Raw genomic sequence first — 22,558 nt, 5'->3', positions numbered from 1 at the left:
GCAAGCACCATGAATCCGCAAAATCAAGCGCCCAACTACCAGCACATCTGCGCCTCCTCGAGCTGCGACTGCGGCATCAGCCGCCGCGACTGGCTGCGCGTGACGGCGCTCAGCGGCGCCGCGGCAGCGCCTTTGCTGCGCGCCGGCGATGCCGTGGCCCAGACCAACAAGGGCGACGACGTGCCGGTGCGCATAGGCTATCTGCCCATCACCGATGCCACGCCCTTGCTGGTTGCCCACAGCCGCAAGCTGTTTGAAGCCGAAGGCCTGCGCACCGAGAAGCCGCGGCTGTTCCGCACCTGGGCGCAGATCATCGAAGCCTTTGTCGCCGGCCAGGTCAATGTCGTTCACCTGCTGTCGCCCACCACCATGTTCGTGCGCTACGGCTCGCAGTTCGCGGCCAAGGTCGTTGCCTGGAACCACATGAACGGCTCGGCGCTGGCCGTGGCGCGCCACATCAATTCCGTGAAGGATCTCGGCGGCACCCAGGTCGCGATTCCGTTCTGGTACTCGATACACAACGTGGTGCTGCAGCAGCTGCTGCGCGCCAACGGCCTCAAGGCCGTGAGCCGCGCGCGCAGCGGCGCGCTGGCGGCCGATGAAGTCAACCTGGTGGTGATGCCCCCGGCCGAAATGGTCTCGGCGCTGGCCGCCAAGGCGGTCTCGGGCTATATCGTCGCCGAGCCGTTTGTCGCCGCGGCCGAAGTCGCGGGCGTGGGCAAGGTGCTGCGCTTTGTCGGCGATGTCTGGCAGAACCATGCGTGCTGCCTGCTGACGCTGGCCGAGCGCGACATCACCGAGCGCCCCGAATGGGCGCAGAAGGTCACCAACGCCATGGTCAAGGCCCAGCTGTGGACGCGCGACAACCAGCTCGAGACCGCCAAGCTGCTGGCCAGCAGCGGCGAGGGCAAGTACACGCCGCACGGCCTGCCGGTGCTGACCAAGGTGCTGGCCGCGACCGAGATGGCGCAGTACACGCGCGAAGGCGTGATCAAGCACCCGCAGTGGAACCAGCGGCGCATCGACTTCCAGCCCTACCCCTATCCGTCGTACACCGAGGAACTCGTCAAGGCGCTGCAGGTCACGCATGTCGAAGGCAACGCCGCGTTCCTGGAAAAGCTCGATCCCAAGTTCGTCGCCAGGGACCTGGTCGATGACCGCTTCGTCAAGGCCGCTCTCAAGCAGGTAGGCGGCCTCAAGGCCTTCGGCCATGCCGAGAGCTTCACGCGCAAGGAAATCATCGCGGCATGAGCAAGGGCATCAAGCGGACCGTGGACCGTGTGGTCTGGCCCATCGTCGGCCTGGCGCTGGCCGTGGGATTGTGGTCGCTGGGCGCGCGCCAGCTGTCGGACGTCGACGCCATACGCAACGCGTTTGCGCCCACGGCGGGCTTTGCCGCGCTGGGCCGGCTGCTGGCGGCGGGCGATCTGTGGGAACACATTGCGCTGAGCCTGCAGCGCATAGGGCTGTCGCTGCTGCTGGCGCTGCTGATTGCCGTGCCGCTGGGCATCTGGATAGGGCTGTCGCCGCTGTTTGCCAAGCTCACGGGAACGCTGTTCCAGTTCCTGCGCATGGTCTCGCCGCTGTCGTGGATGCCGCTGGCCGTGATGGCGCTGGGAGTGGGCGAGGCGCCCGTGGTGTTCCTGCTGACCTTTGCCGCGGTCTGGCCCATCATGCTCAACACCGCGGCCGGCGTCGCGGCGCTCGACAAGAGCTGGCTGCAGCTGGCGCACAGCCTGTCGGCAACGCGCGGCGAAATCGTGCTGCACATCGTGCTGCCCGGAATCCTCACCCATGTGCTCACGGGTTTCAGGCTGGCGCTGGGCATTGCCTGGATCGTGCTGGTGCCGGCCGAAATGCTGGGCGTGTCGGCCGGCATGGGCTACTTCATTCTCGATACGCGCGACCGGCTCGCGTATGACGAGCTCATGGCCGGCATCGTGGTCGTGGGCTGCCTGGGCTTCATGCTGGATGTCGCGGCGCGCGCGGCGACGGGCAAGTGGGTCAACAGGAATCGCTAGCAGAGACAGATCCCGCCAGGCGTGGACTGACAGTCCCCGCCTGGCCCTCAGCCCCGCTGTCCCTGCTCCAGCGCCGCCCGCCCCGCCAGCACCAGCGCGCTGTCTTCCTGCGGCGTATGGATGCGCCCGCACAGCACATCGCGCAGATGGCGCTCCAGCGGATTGCGCCGCGACAGCCCGTGGTTGCTGGTCAGCGCCAGCGCTTCCTGCACCGTTTCCACGGCCTGGCGCATCACCAGCGTCTTGATCAGGCCGCTGTCGGCCAGCGCCACCTGCGCGCCCGCGTCCAGCTCGCGCGCCAGGCTGGCGATCAGCCGCTGATTGGACAGCAGCAGCGCCTCGATGCGGCCCACGGCCTCCTGCACGCGTGGCAGCGTAGCCAGCGGCGCGCCCAGGCTTGCGGGAGTGCGTTCGCGCAGAAAGCCCAGCAGCCAGTCGCGCGCGGCCCGCGCCACGCCGGTGTAGAGCGCGCCCAGCAGCACCGTCATCTCGGCCTGCATGTTGGTGTCGCGCGACTGCGCGCCCGGGGGCGCGATGCCCATGCCATGGTCCAGCGGAGTGGGCACGTCGTCAAACACCACATCATGGCTGCCGCTGGCGCGCAGGCCCAGATGGTCCCAGCTCTGCTCGATGCGCACGCCCGGGCTGGCCGCGCGCACCAGGAAGGTACCGACCTGCGGTTCGGCATCGTCAGTGCGTGCCCAGACCGCGTACCAGCGCAGGATGGGCGCGCCCGTCGAGTAGATCTTGCGCCCGCTCAGGCGCCAGCCGTCGGGCGTGCGCCGCGCCACCGTCGCCGGCAGGCCGCCGCGCGCGGGCGTGCCCAGCTCGGGCTCCACGCGCAGCGAGTTGGCCAGCGACACGCCTTGCACGGCTTCGCGCACCAGTTGCCGCGCCAACGGCTCGGGCCAGGGCGAGCCGGCGCGCGCCATGCCGCGCTGCTGCAGATATTGCATGCTCAGCACCAGCGCGGTCGCCGGGCAGCCGTAGCCTATGGCGCCAATCACTTCGCCGAGCTCGGCCACCGATGCCTGCTGGCCGCCCAGCGCCCTGGGCGCGGCCAGCGCCAGAAAGCCCGCCTGTTGCAGGTCGGCGAAATTGGCATGGGGAAAGCTGCCGTCGCGGTCATGCGCCACCGCGCGCTGGCCGAAGTCCGCAGCCAGCGTGCGCGCCGTATCCGCCCAGGTCATCTCCAGCTTCATGTTCAGGCCGCCTTGCGTTGCGGCGTGCGCAGGGATTCGCGCTGGGCGACTTTCTCGCGTATCAGCGGAATCAGTTCGCGGCCGTATTCGATGGCATCGACCAGCGGATCGAAGCCCCGCAGCAAAAACGTGGTGATGCCCAGGTCGTAGTACTTGAGCAGCGCCTCGGCCACTTGTTCGGGCGTGCCGACCAGCGAGGTGGAGTTGCTGCGGCCGCCGGTCTCGCGCGCCACCGCGGTCCACAGGCGTTCGTCGACACGGTCGCCCTTGGCGGCGTCGGCCAGCAGCCGGCGCGCGCCTTCGCTTTGCTGCGGGCCGGCGCCGCGCGCATGGGCAATCGGCACCTGCTTGCTGCGCGTGGCAGCCAGGATTTCCTCGGCCTTGGCCCAGGCCTGCTCTTCGGTGGGCGCAATGATGGGGCGGAAGGAAATGCTGAACTCGACTTCGCGGCCGTGCGCCGCGGCTTCGGCGCGCACCCGGCGCACCAGGTCGGCCGACTGCGCCAGCGACTCGCCCCACAGCGCATAGACATCGGCATGCTTGCCCGCGACCTTGAGCGCGGGCTCGGACGCGCCGCCAAAGAAGATGGGCACATAGGGCTGCTGCAGCGGCTTGACTTCGGAGAACGCGCCCTTGGCCTGGTAGTAGGTGCCCTGGTGATCGAATGGCTGCGACTCGGTCCAGACGCGGCGCAGCAGCGTGAGGTATTCGTCGGTGCGCGCATAGCGCTCGTCGTGGCCGAGGAAGTCGCCGTCGCGCTGCTGGTCGACGTCCGAGCCGCCGCTGATGTAGTGCACCGCGACGCGCCCGCCCGTGTAGTGATCCAGCGTCGCGAACTGGCGCGCGGCGAGAGTCGGCGAGACAAAGCCCGGGCGATGCGCGAGCAGGAACTTGATATGCTGGGTATGCGCGGCCGCATAGGCCACGGTGAGCAGCGGGTCGGGGCTGGTGGCGCTCGCGGGCACCAGGATACGGTCGAAGCCCGCGTGCTCATGGGCCTGGGCAAACGCCCGCACATAGGCGCTGTCGACGGCCGGGCCCTTGCGGGAAATGGTCTCGGACGCTTCCTGAGGGGCAATCATGCCAATGATCTGCACGGACATCGCGGTTCTCCTTAAATGACATCGGGTGGCGGCAAAACCCCATGATCGGGCGGCCTGCCCCCGCAAGCCAACGAAGAAAAACGCGTTTGCTTGTGCGCTTTTCGTGGCACGGCCCCGGCCGGCCTCAGTGCGGGTAGCCGGCGCGCACCAGGCGCATGCGGTCGGCGTCCATGCGGCGCAGCAGGCCGTCGACGCCCTGGGCGGGCGGGCCGTCCGCTGCGGCGGCGGGAGCTGCCTCGCTGCGGCAGATCAGGTCGTCCTGCGACCAGGCCGCCTGGCCGGGCACCGAACGCGCGCGCAGCCAGCCGTCGCGGTCGACAAACAACCGGTGGCCCGGCGCTTGCTGCGGCGTCACGCCCAGCACCAGGGCCAGCGCCGGCAGCAGCGCGCGGTCCTCGGCCAGGCATTCGGCGGCGGCGCCCGCGTTGCCTGCGGCGCCCAGCACCACCGTGACCCAGCGCGGATCTTCCTGCGGCAAGGCGGCCTCGCCCGCGGCGGGCAGCACCAGCTGCAGGCGCTGGCCGCGCAGGCTGTCGCTGGCGCGCCGCCCGCCATGGCGGCAGTTCAAGGTGCTCACCGGCAGGCGCACCGGACGCTCCCAGGCGCCCATGTCGCGCAGCATCTGTCCCGACGCCCGGGCCTGAAGAAAATCCAGCGACGACCAGATCTCCTGGTCCGACAGCGCGCTCGCGCCGGGCATGGTCTGGGCGCCCGAACGCGCGTCGCGCATGCCGTGGCGCACGCGCCAGAACAGCTCGCCTTCCAGGCGTTTCCACAGCAGGCCGCCGGCGAGATTGGGCGGCCATTGCGCCAGCTGGCTGGCCAGCGGGCCTTCGCCGCGCGCGTCGGCGCCATGGCATTGCGCGCAGTGCCGGCTGAACACCGCCTGGCCCTGGGCAATGCTTTGCGCGGAGAACGCCTGGGGCGCGCGGTGCAGGCTGGTGGGCACGGCAGGCGCCCACAGCAATGCGCTGCTCGGCCAGGGCGCGAACACCAGCAATGCGCCAGCGACCAGCGCCAGGCCCGGGATCCAGCGCCGGCGCCCCCGCCGCAGCACGGCCAGCAGCAGCGCCAGCAACGCCAGCGCAAGCGCGCCCGCAATGCAGGCCAGCGTGATGACCACGCGGCGCGCGTGACCGGGCTCGAGCAGCAGCCGTTCGGCCGCCAGCCGCTGGGCAAACGGCCAGGCGGGCTGGTCGGCAACGGTGGCCGACAGGCCCAGCCCATGCCAGGCATCGCGCAGCGCGATCTGCGCGGCGTACAGCGCTTCGAGCACCCCGCCCACGAACTCCGTCGACAGAATCATGCGCTACCAGCTGTCTCCAAGGCCCAGCAGCGCCAGCGCCTGGCGGCGCAGCTCGACCAGGCGCGGATCGCCGCGGTGGCGCGGATACGGCAGGTCGTTGACCAGCACCTCGCGAATGCGCGCCGGCCGATCGGAGAACACCACCACGCGCTGCGCCATGAACAGCGCTTCCTCGACGTCGTGCGTCACCAGCAGCGCCGAGAAGCCCTTGCGCTGCCACAGCGCCACCAGCTCGGTCTGCATGGCCAGCCGCGTCAGCGAGTCGAGCTTGCCCAGCGGCTCGTCAAGCACCAGCAGGCGCGGGTCGTTGACCAGCGCGCGCGCCAGCGCCACGCGCTGCGCCATGCCGCCCGACAGCTCGTGCGGCAGCGCGCGCGCAAAGGCCTGCAGGCCCACCAGCGCCAGCGCCTCGTCGACGCGCTGGCTTTGGGCCTTGAGCAGGCCGCGCGCCTGCAGTCCCAGCGCGACGTTGTCCCAGACGGTGCGCCAGGGAAACAGCGTCGGGTCCTGGAACACCACGATGCGCGCGGGATCGGGATCGGTGATCGGCTGGCCGTCCTGCAGCAACTGCCCGGCGCTCGCGGGCTCGAGGCCGGCCACCAGGCGCAGCAAGGTGCTCTTGCCGCAGCCGCTGGGGCCCAGCAGCGCGACGAACTCGCCCGGCGCGATGTCCAGGTCAAGGCCATCTATGACCTGCAGCGGCCCGCCCGCGCCGTCCTTGGCATGGCGCTGGGCAAACCAGTGGCTCACGCCCTGGACTTCGATGCGCGCGCCCGCGCCCACATTGGCTGCGGCCGGGAACCCATGCGCAGCCGTGCGCGTTGCGGTGGCGATGCTTACCATTTGAGGGTGCCTTTCTGCCAGGACAGCACGCGGTCGCGGAATGCAAACAGCAGCGTGATCACGCCGGAAAACAGCAGCGCCATCAGGATCAGCGCGGCGTACATGTTCGGGTAGGCGGCCCAGCCCTGGGCCCAGGTCAGATACCAGCCCAGGCCCGATTTGACGCCCAGCATCTCGGCCACGACCAGCGTCGAGAACGCCGCGCCCAGGCCCATGAACAGGCCGACAAACACCTGCGGCAGCGCCGCCGGAATCGCCACCCGCAGCACCAGAAACCATTGCGAGGCGCCCAGCGTGCGCGCCACGTCGTAGAAGTTCTTGTGCACCCCGGCCACGCCCGACCAGGTCAGGATGGCAACCGGAAACGCCATGCCCAGCGCGATCAGGAACACCGCGGTGGACCAGCTCGACGGAAAGAAATAAAAGCTCACGGGCAGCAGCGCCGTGGTGGGCACGGGGCCCAGCACACGCAGCACCGGGTGTATCCAGTAGCTTGCGCTGCGCGACCAGCCGATCAGCACGCCGGTGACAAAACCCACGAGCGCGCCTATGCCTATGCCTATGGCCAGCAGGCGCAGCGAATTGAGCGCGCTTTCGGCCAGCCGCTCGGCATCGGTGGCATAGACCTCGACCAGCGCCTGGGGCGGCGCGAAGAACGGCGTCGGCAGGCGGCCGAGCTTGGCGGTGAGCACTTCCCAGGCCGCAAAGCCCAGCGCCAGCGCGACCAGCCAGGCGCCCGCGGGCCGCAGCCGGCGGCGCAGCAGCGCCAGCGGGACCAGGCGTTCGGGCGCGAGCACCAGCGCCAGCAGCAGCGCGGCGACGGCCGCCGCGCCCGCGGCGAATTCCGCGGTATAGGCCCATTCGGTGAAGCCCGCGGGCAGGTTGGGCCAGAAATGCGTGAGCGCCGCAAGAAGGCCCCAGGCCACGGCGGCCAGCGCGCCTTGCCACCACAGGGGTGCGGAGGGCGCGGCGGCGGCAGCCGTAGCTGCGACCGCCGTTGACGGTGTCACGCGAACGGGATCGGACAGGTCCGTGCCCGTGCGGCTGTCGCCCGGCAGGCCGCGCCCCGGGCGCCCTTCTCTGCCAGGCAGGATATGTTCGGCAAGGGTACTCATTGCTGTTCTCCAGGAGATGGCTCAGGCGCGGGTTTCAGGACAGCACGTCGGCGTAGACATGGGCGGCAAAGCGCACCGGATCGGTGCCGGGCTTGAGCACCTTGACCAGCTTGAAGTCGCGCGCATAGAACTCGATCTCGTCGCGCAGCGACTTGCCCACGGGGTGGCTGCGGTGCGTGAGCGTGCCCAGCACGGCGCGCAGATCGCTTTCGGGCACCTTGGAGTAGGGGCTGAAGATGCGCGCGGTTTCAGCCGGGTTGTCCGAGATGAAATCCGAGGCTTCGACAATGGCGCGCGTGAGCGCGGCCGCGGCCGGGCGGTCATTGCGCACCAGCGCGCCGCTCACGCCCAGCACGCAGCAGGTCTTGGCCGCGTACTCGCCCGACAGGTTGGTGGCCAGATCGACCAGGCCCTGGGTGCGCCGCTGCACCAGCAGCAGGTTCGGGTCGCCATCGGCAATCGCCTGGGCCTCGCCCTTTTCCACGGCCAGGCCCAGCATGTCGCCGGGAAACTGGCGCCAGTTCACGTCGCGCTCCGGGTCTATGCCGGCCTTGGTCAGCAGCACCGAGAAGAAGTTCTTGCCCGGCGAATTGAGATCGGAGACCGCAATTGTCTTGCCCTTGAGGTGCTTGAGTTCCTTGACGCCCGCGGGCGCATAGCCCACCAGGCGCGAGCAGCCGCCATGCGAGCTGCCGACCAGCTTCACGTCGAAGCCCGATTCCAGCGGCTTGATCCAGCGGTGGATCATTCCCAGGCCGGCATCGGCCTTGGAGGTGGCGATGATTTCCAGCAGCTGATCGGTGGCGCCCGCGAAGTTGACCAGCTCCACCTTGAGGCCGTGCTTTTCAAAGATGCCGCGCTCAATGGCCACCGGCGCGGCCGACAGGCAGATCGCGTTGGCGTTCCAGGCCAGCTTGATGGGGCGCAGCGGCCCGGCCGCCGTGGCGCGTTGCGCGACCAGGCCCGCCCCACCCGCCAGCGAGGCCGCGCCCGCGGCGCGCAGCACATCGCGGCGCGACCATGCCTTCTTCTCCCCCCCGTCCCGGTTCTGTACGCTGTCCATGCCGTGCTTTCCTTTCGTGGCGATCCGTTGCTGGCCGCATGACCAGATGAGCCGCTATTGGAGTCAATGCAGCGCACCGCGGGAACGAACAAAAACGCAAAACCATATGCGGAAATTACCGTTTACGCCAACGCGCGCCCAGGCTGTAATCCATGCATGCCAAATGAAACCTCCACGCCCGCGCCGCGCCTGCAGCAATTCATTGCGCAGCTGTCGGACACCATTGCGCGCAGCGCCGACGAAGCCGCCTTGCTTGCCGGCGCCACGCCGCTGTTGCAGGCGCTGGTCGCGCACGACGACTGGCTGCCCCAGGCCCTGGCCCAGCCCCATCCCGCGCACTACCAGCAGTTCCTGCTGCACGCCGACCCCGCCGGCCGCTTTTCCGTGGTCAGTTTTGTCTGGGGCCCGGGCCAGGGCACGCCCATACACGACCACACGGTCTGGGGCCTGATAGGCATGCTGCGCGGCGCCGAGGAAGGCCAGCATTTCGCGCGCGACGCCGAGGGCCGCTGGCGGCCTGATGGCCCGCCCCAGGCCCTGCACCCGGGCGAGGTGCAGGCCGTCTCGCCGTCGGTTGGCGATGTGCACCGCGTACGCAACCTGCTGGCCGACCAGGTCTCGATCAGCATCCATGTCTACGGCGCCGACATCGGCAAGGTGCAGCGCCATGTGTTCACCGAGGACGGCGGCGTCAAGCCCTTTGTCTCGGGCTATGCCAACGTCACCCACTGAATTTCCACCCTTCTTCTCTCCATACGACATGAGCCTCCCCCTGCCCCAACTGACTCCCCAGGACATACGCCAGGCCCTGCTGGCCGGCGAGGAAATCGCGCTGCTCGACCTGCGCGAGGAAGCACCGTTTGCCGAAGGCCACCCGCTGTGGGCCGCCAATCTGCCCGCGGGCAAGATCGAGATCGACGCCTGGCAGCGCCTGCCGCGGCGCGACACGCGCATTGCCATCTACGACAACGGCGAAGGCCTGACCGAAGGCGCGGCGCGCAGCCTGCAGGCGCTGGGCTATACCCAGGTGCATCTGCTGGCCGGCGGCCTCGCGGGCTGGAAGGATGCGGGCTACGAACTGTTCATCGACGTCAACGTGCCCAGCAAGGCGTTTGGCGAATGGCTGGAAGCCGAACGCCACACGCCCTCGCTGGCGGCCGAGGAAGTCAAGGCCCTGCTCGACAGCCAGGCCAATGTGGTGGTGCTTGACGCGCGCCGTTTCGACGAATACCAGACCATGAGCATTCCCGGCGGCGTGAGCGTTCCCGGCGCCGAACTGGTGCTGCGCGCCAGCACGCTGGCGCCCGATCCCGCAACGCATATCGTCGTCAACTGCGCGGGCCGCACGCGCAGCCTGATAGGCACGCAGTCGCTGATCAATGCCGGCCTGCCCAACCGCATCACGGCGCTGCGCAACGGCACGATTGGCTGGCTGCTTGCCGACCAGCAGCTCGACCATGGCGCCGACCGCCAGGCGCCGGCCGTCGCCGAAGCCGAACGCCGCCAGGCCGCCGAACGCGCGCGCGCCGTCGCCGATCGCGCCGGCGTGCGCCGCGCCACCCCGGCCGACCTGGCGCAGTTTGCCGGCGAGGCCGCGCGCACCACCTACCGCTTTGACGTGCGCAGCGCGGGCGAATACGCGGCCGGCCATCTGCAGGGCTTTCGCCACTACCCCGGCGGCCAGCTGGTGCAGGAAACCGATCACGCGGCGCCGGTGCGCGGCGCGCGCATCGTGCTGGTCGACGATGATGGCGTGCGCGCCAACATGAGCGCCTCGTGGCTGGCGCAGATGGGCTGGGAAACCTGGGTGCTCGATGGCGCAGGCGCGGCCGACTGGAACGAAACCGGCCAGCCCGCCACCCCCTACCCGCCGCATGCCAGCGCCGTGGAGGATGTCTCGGTGCACACGCTGGCGCAATGGCTGGCCGAGGACGGCAACGGCCCGCGCACCGCCGTGCTCGACTTCACCAGCAGCGCCAACTACGTGCAGCGCCACATTCCCGGCGCCTGGTTCGCGCTGCGCTCGCAGCTCACGCAGGCGCTGGCAAACATTCCCAAGGCCGAGCGCTATGTCGTGACCTGCGGCTCCAGCCTGCTGGCGCGCTACGCGGTGCACGCGCTGGCCCAGGCCACCGGGGCGCCGGTATATGCCCTGACGGGCGGCACCCAGGCCTGGATTGCGCAAGGCCTGCCGCTGGAAACCGGCGAGACCCGCCTGGCCTCGCCGCGCACCGACCGCTACCGCCGCCCCTACGAAGGCACGCAGGCGCCGCGCAGCGCAATGCAGGCCTATCTCGATTGGGAGTTCGGCCTGGTCCAGCAGCTGAAGAACGACGGCACGCACGGCTTCACCACCATCTGATCGAGCCCCCATGGAAAAAACGCAGTGCCCGGGAGGACACTGCGTTTTTCTTTTTGCAGGGCGGGCCGTTCATCCTTCGACAGGCTCAGGACGAACGGGATTTCAAACCTCGCTCAGGACGAACGGGATTTCAAACCCCGCTGTTGCTCGCCGTGGCTGCGCGCGCAGGGCAAATGCCGGTGCTCGGAACGCCGCTGCGCGCCCCCCTCAAAGCTTGGCGATGGAGACTTCGGTGGACTTCACCAGCGCCACGACTTCGGAGCCGATTTCCAGCCCCAGGTCGTTGACCGAACGCGTGGTGATGACGGAAGTCACGACACCCCAGGGTGTCTCGACATCGACTTCGGAGACCACGTCGCCGCGGATGATCTCGCGTACTTTGCCCTTGAACTGGTTGCGAACGTTGATGGCTTGAATGGTCATGAAAGGCTCCTGGAAAATCCGTTGAAAGAAAAGGGATGGATGGCGCGCTCAGACGCTGCAGCGCACCTGGGAAAAATGCACGGGTGCAAACGATGCGTCGGCATGCGCCCTGGGCCGCAGCACTTCGGAGACCAGCACATGCACGGCCTCGTCGACGCGCACCGCGAGATCGGTGCCCAGCGTGCTGGCGCCTTCGGGCAGCACGAACACCTGGGCGTCGGTGGCATAGATGCCGGGAAGGATCTGCTTGGCGGCCAGCGCCTGCAGCACGGGCCGCAGCGCATAGTCCAGCGCCAGCATGTGGTGCGGACTGCCGCCCGTGGCCAGCGGCAGCACGGTCTTGCCCTTGAGCCCGGTCTGGGGCAGCAGATCGAGGAATAGCTTGAGCACGCCGCTGTAGGCCGCCTTGTACACCGGCGTGGCAATCACCACCACCTTGGCGTCGGCCACCTGCTGCACGGCGCGCACGATGGACGGATGGGCGAAATCGGCGTGCACCAGCGCCTGGGCATCGAGGTCGCGGATCTGCAGCTGCGTCACCTCGATCTGGTGCTTGGCAAGCCGCTTGCCCACGGACTCGAGCAGGGCCGCGGAGCGGGAGGTGTGCGACGGACTGCCGGCAATCAACAAGACGGACATGGGGTTCCTTGGTTCAGAGTCAAACGGGATCGGTCAGGCCCAGATGGGCGCGCAGCGTGCTGCCCGCGTACTCGCGGCGAAAGCGCCCGCGCTCCTGGAGCAGCGGCACCACGGCGCGCGTGAACTCCTCGAAGCCGCCGGGAAAATAGGCGGGCATGATGTTGAAGCCGTCGGCCGCGCCGGCATCGACCCAGTGCAGCATGTGATCGGCAATTTCCTGCGCCGTGCCCGCGACCACCTGGTGGCCGCGGCTGCTGGCAATGTGGTGGTAGAGCTGGCGCAGCGTCAGCTGCTGTTCGCGCGCGATCTTCAGTAGCAGCTTGCGCCGGCTGAAGCTCGCATCGTCCGCGGGCAGATCGGGCACGGGCGCGTCGAGGTCATGGCCCGTGAGATCGAGATCGAGTTCGGCGGACAGCATGTAGTGGGCCTTGCTCTGGTCGGTGAATTCCTGCAGCTGGGCGAGCTTTTCGCGCGCTTCGGCCGCGGTCCGGCCGACGATGGGCATCAGCCCCGGCATGACCTTGACCTTGGCCGGATCACGCCCCGCGGCCGCCACCTGCTGCTTGAGCGCGCGATAGAACTCCTGGGCCGCCTGCAGGTCCTGCTGGGCCGTGAAGATCACTTCGGCATGGCGCGCGCCCAGCTGCTGGCCCGCGCCCGAGGAGCCCGCCTGTATCAGCACCGGCTCGCCCTGGGGGCTGCGCGTCACATTGAGCGGCCCCTTGACCTGGAAGTACTTGCCGACATGCTCGAGCGCATGCAGCTTGTCGGTGTCCATGTAGATGCCGCGCGCCTTGTCGCGCACATAGGGGTCGGCCTCCCACGAGCGCCACAGGCCTTGCACCACCTGCACGAATTCCTCGGCAATCGCATAGCGTTCCTGCGACTCGGGGTGCAGCGAACGGCTGAAGTTGCCCGAGCCATCCTGCACCGTGGTGACGATGTTCCAGGCCGCGCGGCCCTGGCTCAGCAGATCGACGGATGCCAGCGAGCGCGCCAGCGTGAACGGGTCGCTGTAGGTCGTCGAGGCCGTGGCCGCGAGCCCGATTTTGTGCGTCTGCACGGCAAGCATCGCCAGCACCACCATGGGGTCGGGGCGGGTGATCATCGAGGGGTGCGAATCCTTGGTCGTGACCAGCCGGTCGCCAAAGAACACCATGTCGAACTTCGCGGCCTCGGCCTCCCTGGCAATGCGCGCGATCAGATCGAAGTTCTCGGTGCCCGACTCGGCGCCGGGAAAGCGCCAGCCGCCTGCGTGGTGGCCCGCGGCCAGCAAAAACAATCCCAGATGCATGAACTTCAACCTTGTTGGATTTCCATCGCCGATGCGCGCCGCGCGCGCTGGCGCGGCCCGGCCCTGGCGGCTATTTCGCGAGTGCCACCGGCTGCTGCGCCGGCGTCACAAAGATGTCCCTGGCCAGGCCGTGCATCTTGTGCACGATGGCCGTGGTCGCCGCCGCGTCCGCGGGCGCGGCGCTGACCTGCACTTGCACCAGCGCCTGGCGCACTTCGGGCGTGGCCAGGGCTTCAAGCACCCAGCCCGTGAGCTTCCTTTGCACCGCCTCGGGAATGCCCGCGGGCGCGGTCCAGAAGAACGAGCCGCCAAACGCGTCGTCCCATTTGGCAAAGCCCTGCTGGGCCACCGACTGCACGCCCTTGAGTCCCTCGGGCGGCGTCCTGGTGCCGAAATAGGCCAGGGCCTTGAGCTTCTCGGCGCGCACGAAGGTGGTGCTCAGCGGATCGATGACCAGATCCACATGGCCGCCGATCGCATCGTTGATCGCCGCGGCACTGCCCTTGTAGGGCACATGGGTCATCTGTATGCCGGTGATCTGCTGGAAGTAGACGCCCGCCATGTGGCCCGGCGTGCCCACCCCCGAAGTGCCCAGCGTGATCGGGTGCTTTTTCGCATAGGCCACGAGTTCCTGCAGGTTCCTGGCCGGGAAATCGGCGCGCACCGCGAACGTGGTGATGCCGCTGCCGATATAGGCGATGGACTGGAAGGACTTGAATGCATCGAACTGCACGGGCATCAGCTGCGGGGCGATGGCCAGATTGCCTATCGAGGCATTGAGCAGCGTGTAGCCGTCGGGCCTGGCGCGCGCCACGAACTGCGCGCCTATGGTGCCGCCCGCGCCCGGCTTGTACTCGATGATCACCGGCTGGCCGGCCCGGTTCGAGACCTGCTCGGCAATCAGCCGCGCGACGTTGTCGTTGGTGCCGCCCGGCGGGTAGGGAACGACCAGCGTGATGGGCTTGCTGGGCCAGCTGCCTTCAGCCGCCCACACCGCGCCCATGCCGGTTGTGGCCGCCAGCACGAGGCCGGCCGACAGCGCCAGCGCACGGCGGCGAAAGATGTTTGCGGATACCGGCATGACCCATTCCTTGAAGATTGCTTGGAATGAAGTCTAGGAATTCGTCCTCGATACAGCCACGAATGTTTGGGACTATGCAAACGCGTTTTTCAACTAAGCCGCTGTTTTTGGATGCATCACGTTGCGGCTACTGCGTATCCTGCGGGAAGAACAGCCGGACATCCCGGGATTGAATCGCTTTGACGAACATCGCATGCGCCGCGTCAAACGTCGCCAACTGCGTTTCCCCCTCGTCACGCGCCACCAGCGCGCGTAGGGCACGTTGACGCGAGCTTTCGCAGATGTCCATGTTTGCGCAAACCTCCACCAAATAGGCATCGCCCGCGCCGCAATCGGTGCCGGTGCCTTCACATACGGCGGCAATCCAGGCTAAACGCATGGAGTCCAAAGCCGCGCCTCCATCGAACTTCAGGCCTCCCAGACTGACCGCTTCGCGGTACTGGCCGAGCAATGAGAGCCCGGCATGCTGCAAGAGCAAAGGATCGTCGGCTTGCAAGATCCTGCTGAACACGTCCTTCTGCCGGGTTTCGTTTCCAGCAGTTGCAGCCGCAGTCCATTCCTTGCTCAGCTCGAGCAAACCTGGTGGATAGCGCGGGTCCGACTCCACCTGTCTTAACGCGTCCAAAGACAATTCTTCATCGCTGAATGAGTTGCAGCGTGCCTGCAAAAGCTCCCTCGCAAACTCTTGCTGCGCCGAGGCAACCGCAGATGCCTGGAAACCGAGTTTTCTCATTGCCATACAACGCCGCAGAATATCCTTGGCATAAAACCGCGCCTCGGTGGTTCCTGCCCGGGTCAATGCTTCATGGACAACGCGATAGTCCCGCGCGCTTCGCAGCATGTCGGCAGCGTCCTGCGATCCGGGCAAAGACGCCGCATGCTCCTTCTCGGTCAACGTCTGCAAAGCTTGCCCCGGTAGCGCAGCCGGTACCGCTTTTTCATCCAGCTTTGTACTGGCCTGCGGAACGTTGACCACCGCCTGGATTTCTGCCTCCTGCGAGAAATGCAAGAGAAAAATCACAGCAGTCATCGCGATCACACCAATAAAAGCGGGTGTCAAGTATTTCTTCATTTCAGGAATTCCGGCAAACAGGATGCGGTTGCGGTATGCCATTGCCCATCTTCAACGAATTGGCCACTGGCATTGGAGAAAGGGCCGTCGAAAATTTAGGGTTTTCTACCCACCAAGTCTCGGTTCCTCCATCAGCGTAAGTAACGTTCAGGAATTTGGCCGCCTTGGGATCGATGGGGCTGGATCCAAATATTCTTTCGAATAGATTTCTGCCGCTGGTCACCCGTCGATACACCGCCTCTGCTGCTATCCACCTTTCAGCCACTTCTGTATGGGAAGTTGTGTTTTCAAAGCCCTTTCCAATACAACGTACATCTTCCGCCAACTCGATTGACCTCAGCAGCCCCATCATTTGCGCATAACCGCTGAACGGTTGCGCGCCAGAGGAGAAGTCCAAACCGGTTCCTGAGGAAAAGCTGGAAAAACCGCCGAAGCTACCAGTGACCGTGACCTCGGGCAAAGGCTGAGCATGTAGTCCGCAGTTGAATGCCATGCTTAACGTCCCCAACAATATCTGCCATTGAAGTCGTGAGATTTTCAAAAGACCGATATCGCGGCAAAGATAAATGAAATCCATAACTCCTCCATCTTTTTCATCAATTACAAAAAATTTGATGGTCAAAATGGATAAGAGGAAATGCGACTTTCATCCGCGACATTTCCTACAGCAGTTTCCAGCGCTCGACCCAAGCCATCAGCTTGGGCGAGCCTTGCGCATTGCCGCAACGGTGCCATGGCGAATAGCCAATCGCATCTGCTGCGCTGGCGACGGGCCATTTGCGGCATGCCTCACGGGCACATCACGCAATGCACCCGCATGTCGGCATCCTGGCTCAGTGAACAGGCTTGGATTGCGCCTTCGCTGCGTCCAACCATCGTGCAAACGCCTGCGGATCAAGCGGCCGCGAGAACAGATAGCCCTGGGCCACGGGATAGCCCTGTTCGCGCAGCAGCATGTTCTGTTCGGCGGTCTCCACGCCTTCGGCGACCACCGTCAGATGCAGGCTCTTGCCTATGCCCAGGATCGCGGCACTGAGCGCGCGCGCGGTTTCGTCGCTCTCGAGATCGGCGACAAAACTGCGATCGAGCTTGAGCTCGTGGACGGGCAGGCGGCGCAAATAGCTCAGGCTCGAATAACCGGTGCCGAAATCGTCCATCGCCAGGCGAATGCCCTTGGCATGCACTTCGGCAATGGTCTTCATCGTGCTCGGGTTGGTGTCCAGAAGAATGCTTTCGGTCAGCTCCAGCGTCAGGTCCTGCGAAGTCAGCGAATTGATCTCCAGCGTGTCGGCGATCATGCGCGGCAGGTCGAGGTTGTGGAAGCTGGTGGGCGACAGGTTGACCGACACCGCGGGAACGGCCAGCCCTTGCGCGCGCCAGGCCGACAGCTGGCGGCAGGCTTCGCGCAGCGCCCAGTGGCCCAGGTCCGCGATCAGGCCGCACTCCTCGGCCAGCGGAATGAAGCGCACCGGCGAAATCTCGCCCAGTTCGGGATGGGTCCAGCGCGCCAGCGCCTCGACGCCATAGAGCTTGCCGGTCTCCATGTCGACCTGGGGCTGGTAGTGCAGATGCAGCTGTCTGGTCTGGATCGCACGGCGCAGCGCGGTTTCCAGCGCCAGGCGCTCCTGCGCGAGCTGGTTCATTTCGCTGCTGAAGAAGCTGAAGCAGCCGCGGCCGCTGCTCTTGGCCTGGTACATCGCCATGTCGGCGCGGTGCAGCAGCGTCTCCATGTCACGGCCGTCGTCGGGGAACATCGCAATGCCCACGCTCGCCGATGCGGCCAGCGCCACGCCGGCCACGGTGACCGGGCTGCCCAGCAACTGGAGCAGTCGCTCCACCATGTCCGTGGTCTGCTCCACATCGCTTTGCGGCAGCACCACCACGAACTCGTCTCCCGACAGCCGCCCGGCAATGTCGCTGGCGCGCAGATCCTGGCGCAGCCTGCCCGCGATCTGGCGCAGCAGCTCGTCGCCCGCGGGATGGCCCAGCGAATCGTTGACCTGCTTGAATCGATCGAGGTCGATGAACAGCACCGCGAGCTCTTCCTGGTTGCTCGTTGCCGTGGCAATCGCCTGGTCGGCCTTGGCCTGCAGCAGGCTGCGGTTGGGCAGGCCGGTGAGCCCGTCGTAGAAAGCCAGCTGGCGAATGCGCTGGCGCGTGCTCTCGCGCTCCAGCGCCAGCGCGCACAGATGCACGCAGGCGTCGACCATCAGCTGGTGAAAAGTCTCCGCAGCCTGAACGCGCGGACTCTTGAAGTAGAAAGCAAAAGTACCGACGACCCGCCCCTGGCTGTTGTGTATCGGCGTCGACCAGCAGGCCATGTAGCCCAGCGGCAGGATGCGGTGCTTGTGCTCGGCCCACAGCGGATCGGTGGCGATGTCGTCGACGCGCACCGTTTCGTTGCGCCAGGCCGCAGTGCCGCAGGAACCGCAAACCGGCCCTATCGGTACGCCGTCCAGCTGCCGCGCATAGTCGATGGGCAGGCTGGGGCCGACCAGGGACTGCAGCACGCCCTGCTCGCTGACGCCCAGGATGGACGCCGTGATTTCCGGGGCGATGTGCTCGACTTCATTGCATATCAGTTCCAGCACTTCCGACAACGGACTCTCGCGCACCATGGCCTCCAGAACGCGGTGCTGCAGCACCTCATGCATCTTCGCGCGCGTGATGTCGGTCAAGGTCGTGACGGTGTAGCTCCACCTGTCGCCATCCTCGGCGCCCACGGGGTTGCTGATGACCTTGGCCCAGTAGCGCCGCCCGTCCTTGCTGATCACGATGTCCTCGCGCTCCACCGATCCGCCACTGCGCAACGCTTCGCGGTACTTCTCCACGAAATCTTCATTGATCCGCGCAGCAAGCAAGGCAATGGGCGCCTTGCCGCGCACTTCATCGAGCGTCCAGCCGAACATCTGCGAGAAACCATCGTTGACATAGACAATGCGGGATTCGCTGTCGCTGATCACGACGGCCGTGCCGCTGGCATCGGCCACCAGCGACAGCCGCTGCAGATGCTCGGTCTGCGCCTGCTCGCGCTGCAGGCGCGCCGTGATGTCGGTGGCGATCTTCAGGATATTGCGCACCTTGCCCTGGGCATCGAGCACCGGCGTGTAGGTCGCTTCGAGCCAGCAGCTGCTGCCGTCGCTGCGCAGTCGCTCGGCCAGGCCGGTGCGGGCCTGGCCGTCGCGCAGCTGCGGCCAGAAATTGCGGTATTCGGTGCTGTTGGCAAACGCCTCGGTACAGAAGCTGCGGTGATGCCGTCCCACGGCCTCTTCGCGCGTGAATCCCAGAAGCGCCAGGAAATTGTCGTTGGCACGGCTCAACGACCCGTCGAGCTCGAACTCCGCAATCGCCATCACGCGGTCGAGCGCCGCCAACTGCGCCTGTTGCTGGGCAACCAGGCTGGTGTCTTCAGGGCATTCCAACATCTGCACTTCCTAGGATTCGAAAAAACTTCTCGTCCCTTGGATCGTCAATCGGGGACTACGCTGCTTGCCCCATATTGTTTCATGATGTGTCGGAACGACTTTCTGCGACAACCCCCGGTTGCACTCAGGCGCCGCTGCGGCCGATGAAGCGCAGGCCCACGCCGGGCTCGGTGATGATGTACTGCGGCGCGGCCGCATCGTCGCCCAGCTTGTGGCGCAGCTTGCCGACCAGGATGCGCAGATAGTGCGCATCTTCTTCGTGCGTGGGGCCCCACATTTCGCGCAGCAGCTGCGGCTGGGTCAGCAGGCGGCCCGGCTGCTGGGCGAGCAGCGACAGCAGCGCGAACTCCTTGCGCGTGAGCGCCACCTGCTGCCCCAGAAGATGCACTTCGCGCCGCGCCAGATCGATGCGCAGCATGCCATCGTCATAGACCGGCTGGGGCTCGCCCTGGCGGCTGGCGTTGCGCAGCAGCGCGCGTATGCGCGCCATCAGCTCCTCGATGCCGAACGGCTTGGTCACGTAGTCGTTGGCGCCCGCATCGAGCAGCGCGACTTTCTGGTCTTCGCTGGAGCGCACCGTGAGCACGATGACCGGAACGCGCGACCACTGGCGCAGTTCGCGCAGCACGTCCTGGCCGTCTCGGTCGGGCAGGCCCAGATCGAGGATCACCAGATCTGCGCCCTGCGTCGCGAGTATGGACAGGCCCTGCTCGCCGGTCTCGGCCAGCTGCGTGCCGTAGCCCTGCGAGCGCAGGCTGATGTCGACGAACTTGCGGATCTGCGGTTCGTCATCTATGACCAGCACGCGTGGCGCGGGTGTGGTCGGGGAGGCGTCATGGCCGGCGTTCATGGGGTGTTCTCCAGCAGAGGCTGTTCGCCCCAGGGCAAAGTCAGTCGAATGGTGGTGCCGCGCCCGCCGGGCCCGGGCAAGGCCTCGACCTGGCCCATGTGCGCGCCTATGATGCCCTGCACGATGGTCAGTCCCAGGCCCGTGCCCTGGCGCCCGCGGTCGCCGCGCTCGACGCTGTAGAACATGTCGAAGATGCGGCTGCGCTCGTCCTCGGGAATGCCCGGGCCGCTGTCGCAGACATCGATCTGCATCTGATCGCCCTCGGTGCGCCGCACGACGACGCGCAGCGGCTCGCCGCGCGGCGAGAACTTGGCGGCGTTCTCCATCACGTTGAACAGCGCTTGCTCGATCAGCGCGGGGTGCACATGGGCCAGCGGCAGGCCCGCGGGAATATCGATCTCGACGCGCGCATGCGCGACATAGCGCTGCAGCCGCCGCGAGGCCGAGCCCACGAGTTCGTCTATGCCTATCCAGTCGCGCGTGAGCGTCAGGCCCTGGTGGCCCAGGCGCGTCATGTCGAGCAGGTTCTGGATGTAGCGGTCCAGCCGTTCGCCTTCGAGGCGTATGGTCTCGAGCAATGTCTTGCGGTCTTCCTCTCCCATGTCCTTGCCGTAGCTCGCGAGGCTGTCGGCCGCGCCAATCATCGACGACAGCGGCGAGCGCAGATCATGCGACACCGACGACAGCAGCGCCGAGCGCAGCCGCTCGGTTTCGCCGGTGACGCGCGCGATCTCTAGATCGGACACCAGGCGCGCGCGCAGCGCGGCCTGGGCGATGTCTTCGACCATGCTTTCGGCCAGGCGCCGCTGCTCGAACGTCAGCCGCGGCATGCCCGCGGGAAACTGCAGGCCCACGACGCCCAGGCTTTCCTGCTCCGAGCGCACGGGCAGGAACCACCAGGCCGAATGCGACAGCGTATCGGTGAAACGCCCGCTGGCCTGGGCGTGGCGCTGGGTCCAGTCGGCAGCGGCCCGGTCCTTCTCGCCCAGGCTCTGGGTCACGGCCTGCGGCCCGCCCTCGCCATTGATGCTGACCCAGGCCCTGGCCTGCAGCGTGGCCTCGAGCGCGCCGGCGCCGGCGGCAATCACCTGGCCCAGATCGGCGGCCTTGGACAGCTGCCGGCCCAGGTTCTGCATCGCCGTCGCATGGGTGTTAGCCGCGCGCAGCGCCACCACCTGCATGCGCAGGCGCGAAGCCAGCCGCCCGCCGATCAGCGCCGCGGCGAGAAACATCACCACCGTGATCACGCCGCGGTGGGCGCCGATGAACAGCGTGAAATGCGGCTCGATGAAAAAGAAGTCGTAGGCCAGAAAGCACAGCACCGCGGTCGCGAACGCCGTGATCATGCGCGTGCGTGAAGCCACCAGCAGCACCGCGATCAGGAACACCATCGACAGATCTTCGTGCCCCAGATAGCGCCGCCCCAGCGCCGCCACGCCGACGGCGCCGGCGGTCGCCAGCAGCACCAGCGCGCTCTCGCGCCGCGTCCAGCGCGCGCTGCTCCAATCGGGCAGGCGGCGCGCGCGCTGGCGCGCCTGCGGCGTGCTGACGATGGTCAGTTCGTAGCGCGCGCCGCGCTGCAGCAATTGCTGCGTCAGCGTGCGGTTGAAGATGCGCGCGATCGGCCGCTCGCGCGTGCGGCCGATCACGATGGAGCGCGCGCCATGCGCCGCGGCCGCGTCGAGAATCGCCTGCGCGAGATCGGTGCCATGCAGGATCTCGGTGCTGCCGCCCAGGGTGCGCGCCAGCGCAAACGCCTTGTCGAGCTCCATCTGGCGCGCCTGCTCGTCGCGCATGGCGGAACTGCGCCCACTGGCGCTCTGGTTGGCATCGCTACTCTGCGCGACCGCCGACCTGCCGGTCTCCACGCTGACCACCGACCAGGGCGCGCCGCGGCGCTCGGCGATGCGACAGCCCGCGCGCACCAGGTATTCGGACTGCCCGCGGCCGTCGATCGCCACGAGCACATGGTGCTGTATCGACAGTCCGTCGAGACCGCGCGCCGCGCGGGTTTCGCGCAGGTCGGTGTCGACATGGTCGGCCACGGTCTGCATCGCGAGTTCGCGCAAGGCCGTGAGATTGGAAGGAGAAAAGAACGCCTGCAGCGCCTGGCTCGCCTGCTCGGGCAGATACACCTTGCCCTGGTTGAGGCGCTCTATCAGTTCGCGCGGCGGCAGATCGACCAGCCGGATGTCGCGCAGGCGCTCGAACACCGCATCCGGTACCGTCTCGCTCACGCGTATGCCCGTGATCTGGTGCACCACATCGTTGAGGCTTTCGAGGTGCTGGATGTTGATGGTGGTGTAGACATCGATGCCCGCATCCAGCAACTCATCGACATCCTGCCAGCGCCGCTCGTGCCGGCTGCCCGGCGCGTTGCGGTGGGCGAGTTCATCGACCAGCGCCACCGCGGGCCGGCGCGCGAGCAACGCATCGAGATCCATCTCCTCGAGCCAGCGCCCCTGGTACTCGATTCTCTTGCGCGGCAGCAACGGCAGCCCTTCGACCAGCGCCAGCGTCTCGCTGCGACCATGGGTCTCGACCATGCCTATGACCACGTCCTTGCCCTGGCGGTACAGCTCGCGCGCGCGCGTCAGCATCGCGTAGGTCTTGCCCACGCCTGGCGATGCGCCCAGGAAGACCGTGAGCCGGCCCGCGGCCTCGCGCCGCAGCGAGCCGATCAGTGCGTCCGCCTGCTGTGCATTTTCAAAGCCCATGGCGCTGCGTCTTCCTGCGATTCATGTTTCGATTTTCCATGC

At 67.1% G+C, this 22,558-nt stretch carries 19 protein-coding genes; 4 read left to right on the top strand and 15 right to left on the bottom strand.

All coding sequences use genetic code 11. From position 1 onward, the window contains the following. The first annotated feature begins 9 nt into the window (after positions 1-9). Together ACSVDO_RS06555 and ACSVDO_RS06550 are read left to right on the top strand one after the other, a co-directional pair. The gene (locus tag ACSVDO_RS06555) at positions 10-1,251 is read left to right on the top strand and encodes an ABC transporter substrate-binding protein (protein WP_332547718.1); all 1,242 of its coding nucleotides are present in this window, start codon (positions 10-12) and stop codon (positions 1,249-1,251) included. Continuing rightward, on the top strand, positions 1,248-2,021 hold the full coding sequence (locus tag ACSVDO_RS06550) for an ABC transporter permease (RefSeq protein ID WP_489595472.1): 774 nt from the start codon (positions 1,248-1,250) through the stop codon (positions 2,019-2,021). Before ACSVDO_RS06555 ends, ACSVDO_RS06550 begins: the two co-directional genes overlap by 4 nt. A 47-nt stretch (positions 2,022-2,068) precedes the next feature. Here ACSVDO_RS06550 and ACSVDO_RS06545 read toward each other — a convergent pair whose 3' ends face one another. The 6 genes from ACSVDO_RS06545 to ACSVDO_RS06520 form a co-directional block, all read right to left on the bottom strand. Continuing rightward, positions 2,069-3,223, bottom strand: a complete 1,155-nt coding sequence (locus tag ACSVDO_RS06545) for an acyl-CoA dehydrogenase family protein (protein ID WP_489595470.1) — start codon at positions 3,221-3,223, stop codon at positions 2,069-2,071. 2 nt (positions 3,224-3,225) lie between these two features. Next, positions 3,226-4,326, bottom strand: a complete 1,101-nt coding sequence (locus ACSVDO_RS06540; protein WP_489595468.1) for an LLM class flavin-dependent oxidoreductase — start codon at positions 4,324-4,326, stop codon at positions 3,226-3,228. A gap of 124 nt (positions 4,327-4,450) precedes the next feature. Next, positions 4,451-5,632, bottom strand: a complete 1,182-nt coding sequence (locus ACSVDO_RS06535; RefSeq protein WP_489595467.1) for a c-type cytochrome — start codon at positions 5,630-5,632, stop codon at positions 4,451-4,453. A 3-nt stretch (positions 5,633-5,635) separates the two neighbouring features. Further along, the gene (locus tag ACSVDO_RS06530; protein WP_489595465.1) at positions 5,636-6,475 is read right to left on the bottom strand and encodes an ABC transporter ATP-binding protein; all 840 of its coding nucleotides are present in this window, start codon (positions 6,473-6,475) and stop codon (positions 5,636-5,638) included. After that, complete coding sequence (locus ACSVDO_RS06525; RefSeq protein WP_489595463.1) at positions 6,469-7,590, bottom strand: ABC transporter permease; 1,122 nt, start codon at positions 7,588-7,590, stop codon at positions 6,469-6,471. The genes ACSVDO_RS06530 and ACSVDO_RS06525 overlap by 7 nt, the downstream gene beginning before the upstream one ends. A gap of 34 nt (positions 7,591-7,624) precedes the next feature. Continuing rightward, positions 7,625-8,653, bottom strand: coding sequence for an ABC transporter substrate-binding protein (locus ACSVDO_RS06520; protein WP_489595461.1), 1,029 nt, complete (start codon positions 8,651-8,653; stop codon positions 7,625-7,627). A 156-nt stretch (positions 8,654-8,809) separates the two neighbouring features. Here ACSVDO_RS06520 and ACSVDO_RS06515 point away from each other — a divergent pair, with 156 nt between their 5' ends. Beyond that, positions 8,810-9,385 carry a cysteine dioxygenase family protein gene (locus ACSVDO_RS06515; protein WP_489595460.1) on the top strand — a complete coding sequence of 192 codons (576 nt, stop codon included), beginning with the start codon at positions 8,810-8,812 and terminating at the stop codon, positions 9,383-9,385. Between the two features lie 28 nt (positions 9,386-9,413). Further along, positions 9,414-11,015 carry a rhodanese homology domain-containing protein gene (locus ACSVDO_RS06510; RefSeq protein ID WP_489595458.1) on the top strand — a complete coding sequence of 534 codons (1,602 nt, stop codon included), beginning with the start codon at positions 9,414-9,416 and terminating at the stop codon, positions 11,013-11,015. Positions 11,016-11,222: 207 nt separating this feature from the next. Here ACSVDO_RS06510 and ACSVDO_RS06505 read toward each other — a convergent pair whose 3' ends face one another. From ACSVDO_RS06505 to ACSVDO_RS06465, 9 genes are all read right to left on the bottom strand, one after another. Continuing rightward, the gene (locus ACSVDO_RS06505; RefSeq protein ID WP_159913649.1) at positions 11,223-11,438 is read right to left on the bottom strand and encodes a TOBE domain-containing protein; all 216 of its coding nucleotides are present in this window, start codon (positions 11,436-11,438) and stop codon (positions 11,223-11,225) included. A gap of 48 nt (positions 11,439-11,486) precedes the next feature. After that, positions 11,487-12,077, bottom strand: coding sequence for an NADPH-dependent FMN reductase (gene ssuE, locus ACSVDO_RS06500; protein ID WP_332535291.1), 591 nt, complete (start codon positions 12,075-12,077; stop codon positions 11,487-11,489). 19 nt (positions 12,078-12,096) lie between these two features. Then, positions 12,097-13,371, bottom strand: a complete 1,275-nt coding sequence (locus ACSVDO_RS06495) for an LLM class flavin-dependent oxidoreductase (protein ID WP_489595456.1) — start codon at positions 13,369-13,371, stop codon at positions 12,097-12,099. A gap of 70 nt (positions 13,372-13,441) precedes the next feature. Then, complete coding sequence (locus tag ACSVDO_RS06490) at positions 13,442-14,452, bottom strand: Bug family tripartite tricarboxylate transporter substrate binding protein (protein WP_489595454.1); 1,011 nt, start codon at positions 14,450-14,452, stop codon at positions 13,442-13,444. Between the two features lie 127 nt (positions 14,453-14,579). Next, a complete protein-coding gene (locus tag ACSVDO_RS06485) occupies positions 14,580-15,566 on the bottom strand; it encodes a hypothetical protein (protein WP_489595452.1) in 987 nt (328 codons plus the stop codon). Beyond that, on the bottom strand, positions 15,526-16,146 hold the full coding sequence (locus ACSVDO_RS06480) for a hypothetical protein (protein WP_489595451.1): 621 nt from the start codon (positions 16,144-16,146) through the stop codon (positions 15,526-15,528). Before ACSVDO_RS06480 ends, ACSVDO_RS06485 begins: the two co-directional genes overlap by 41 nt. 211 nt (positions 16,147-16,357) lie before the next feature. After that, positions 16,358-18,949, bottom strand: a complete 2,592-nt coding sequence (locus ACSVDO_RS06475; protein ID WP_489595449.1) for a sensor domain-containing protein — start codon at positions 18,947-18,949, stop codon at positions 16,358-16,360. A 124-nt stretch (positions 18,950-19,073) separates the two neighbouring features. Next, on the bottom strand, positions 19,074-19,799 hold the full coding sequence (locus ACSVDO_RS06470; protein ID WP_332535281.1) for a response regulator: 726 nt from the start codon (positions 19,797-19,799) through the stop codon (positions 19,074-19,076). After that, entirely contained in the window at positions 19,796-22,516 is a 2,721-nt protein-coding gene (locus ACSVDO_RS06465; protein WP_489595447.1) for an ATP-binding protein, read from the bottom strand. Before ACSVDO_RS06465 ends, ACSVDO_RS06470 begins: the two co-directional genes overlap by 4 nt. Between the last annotated feature and the right edge of the window lie 42 nt (positions 22,517-22,558).

Source organism: Comamonas sp. DB36 (genome assembly GCF_057914905.1).
Note: the sequence above shows the minus strand (reverse complement) of the source record. Positions and strands in the feature narration are given on the sequence as shown.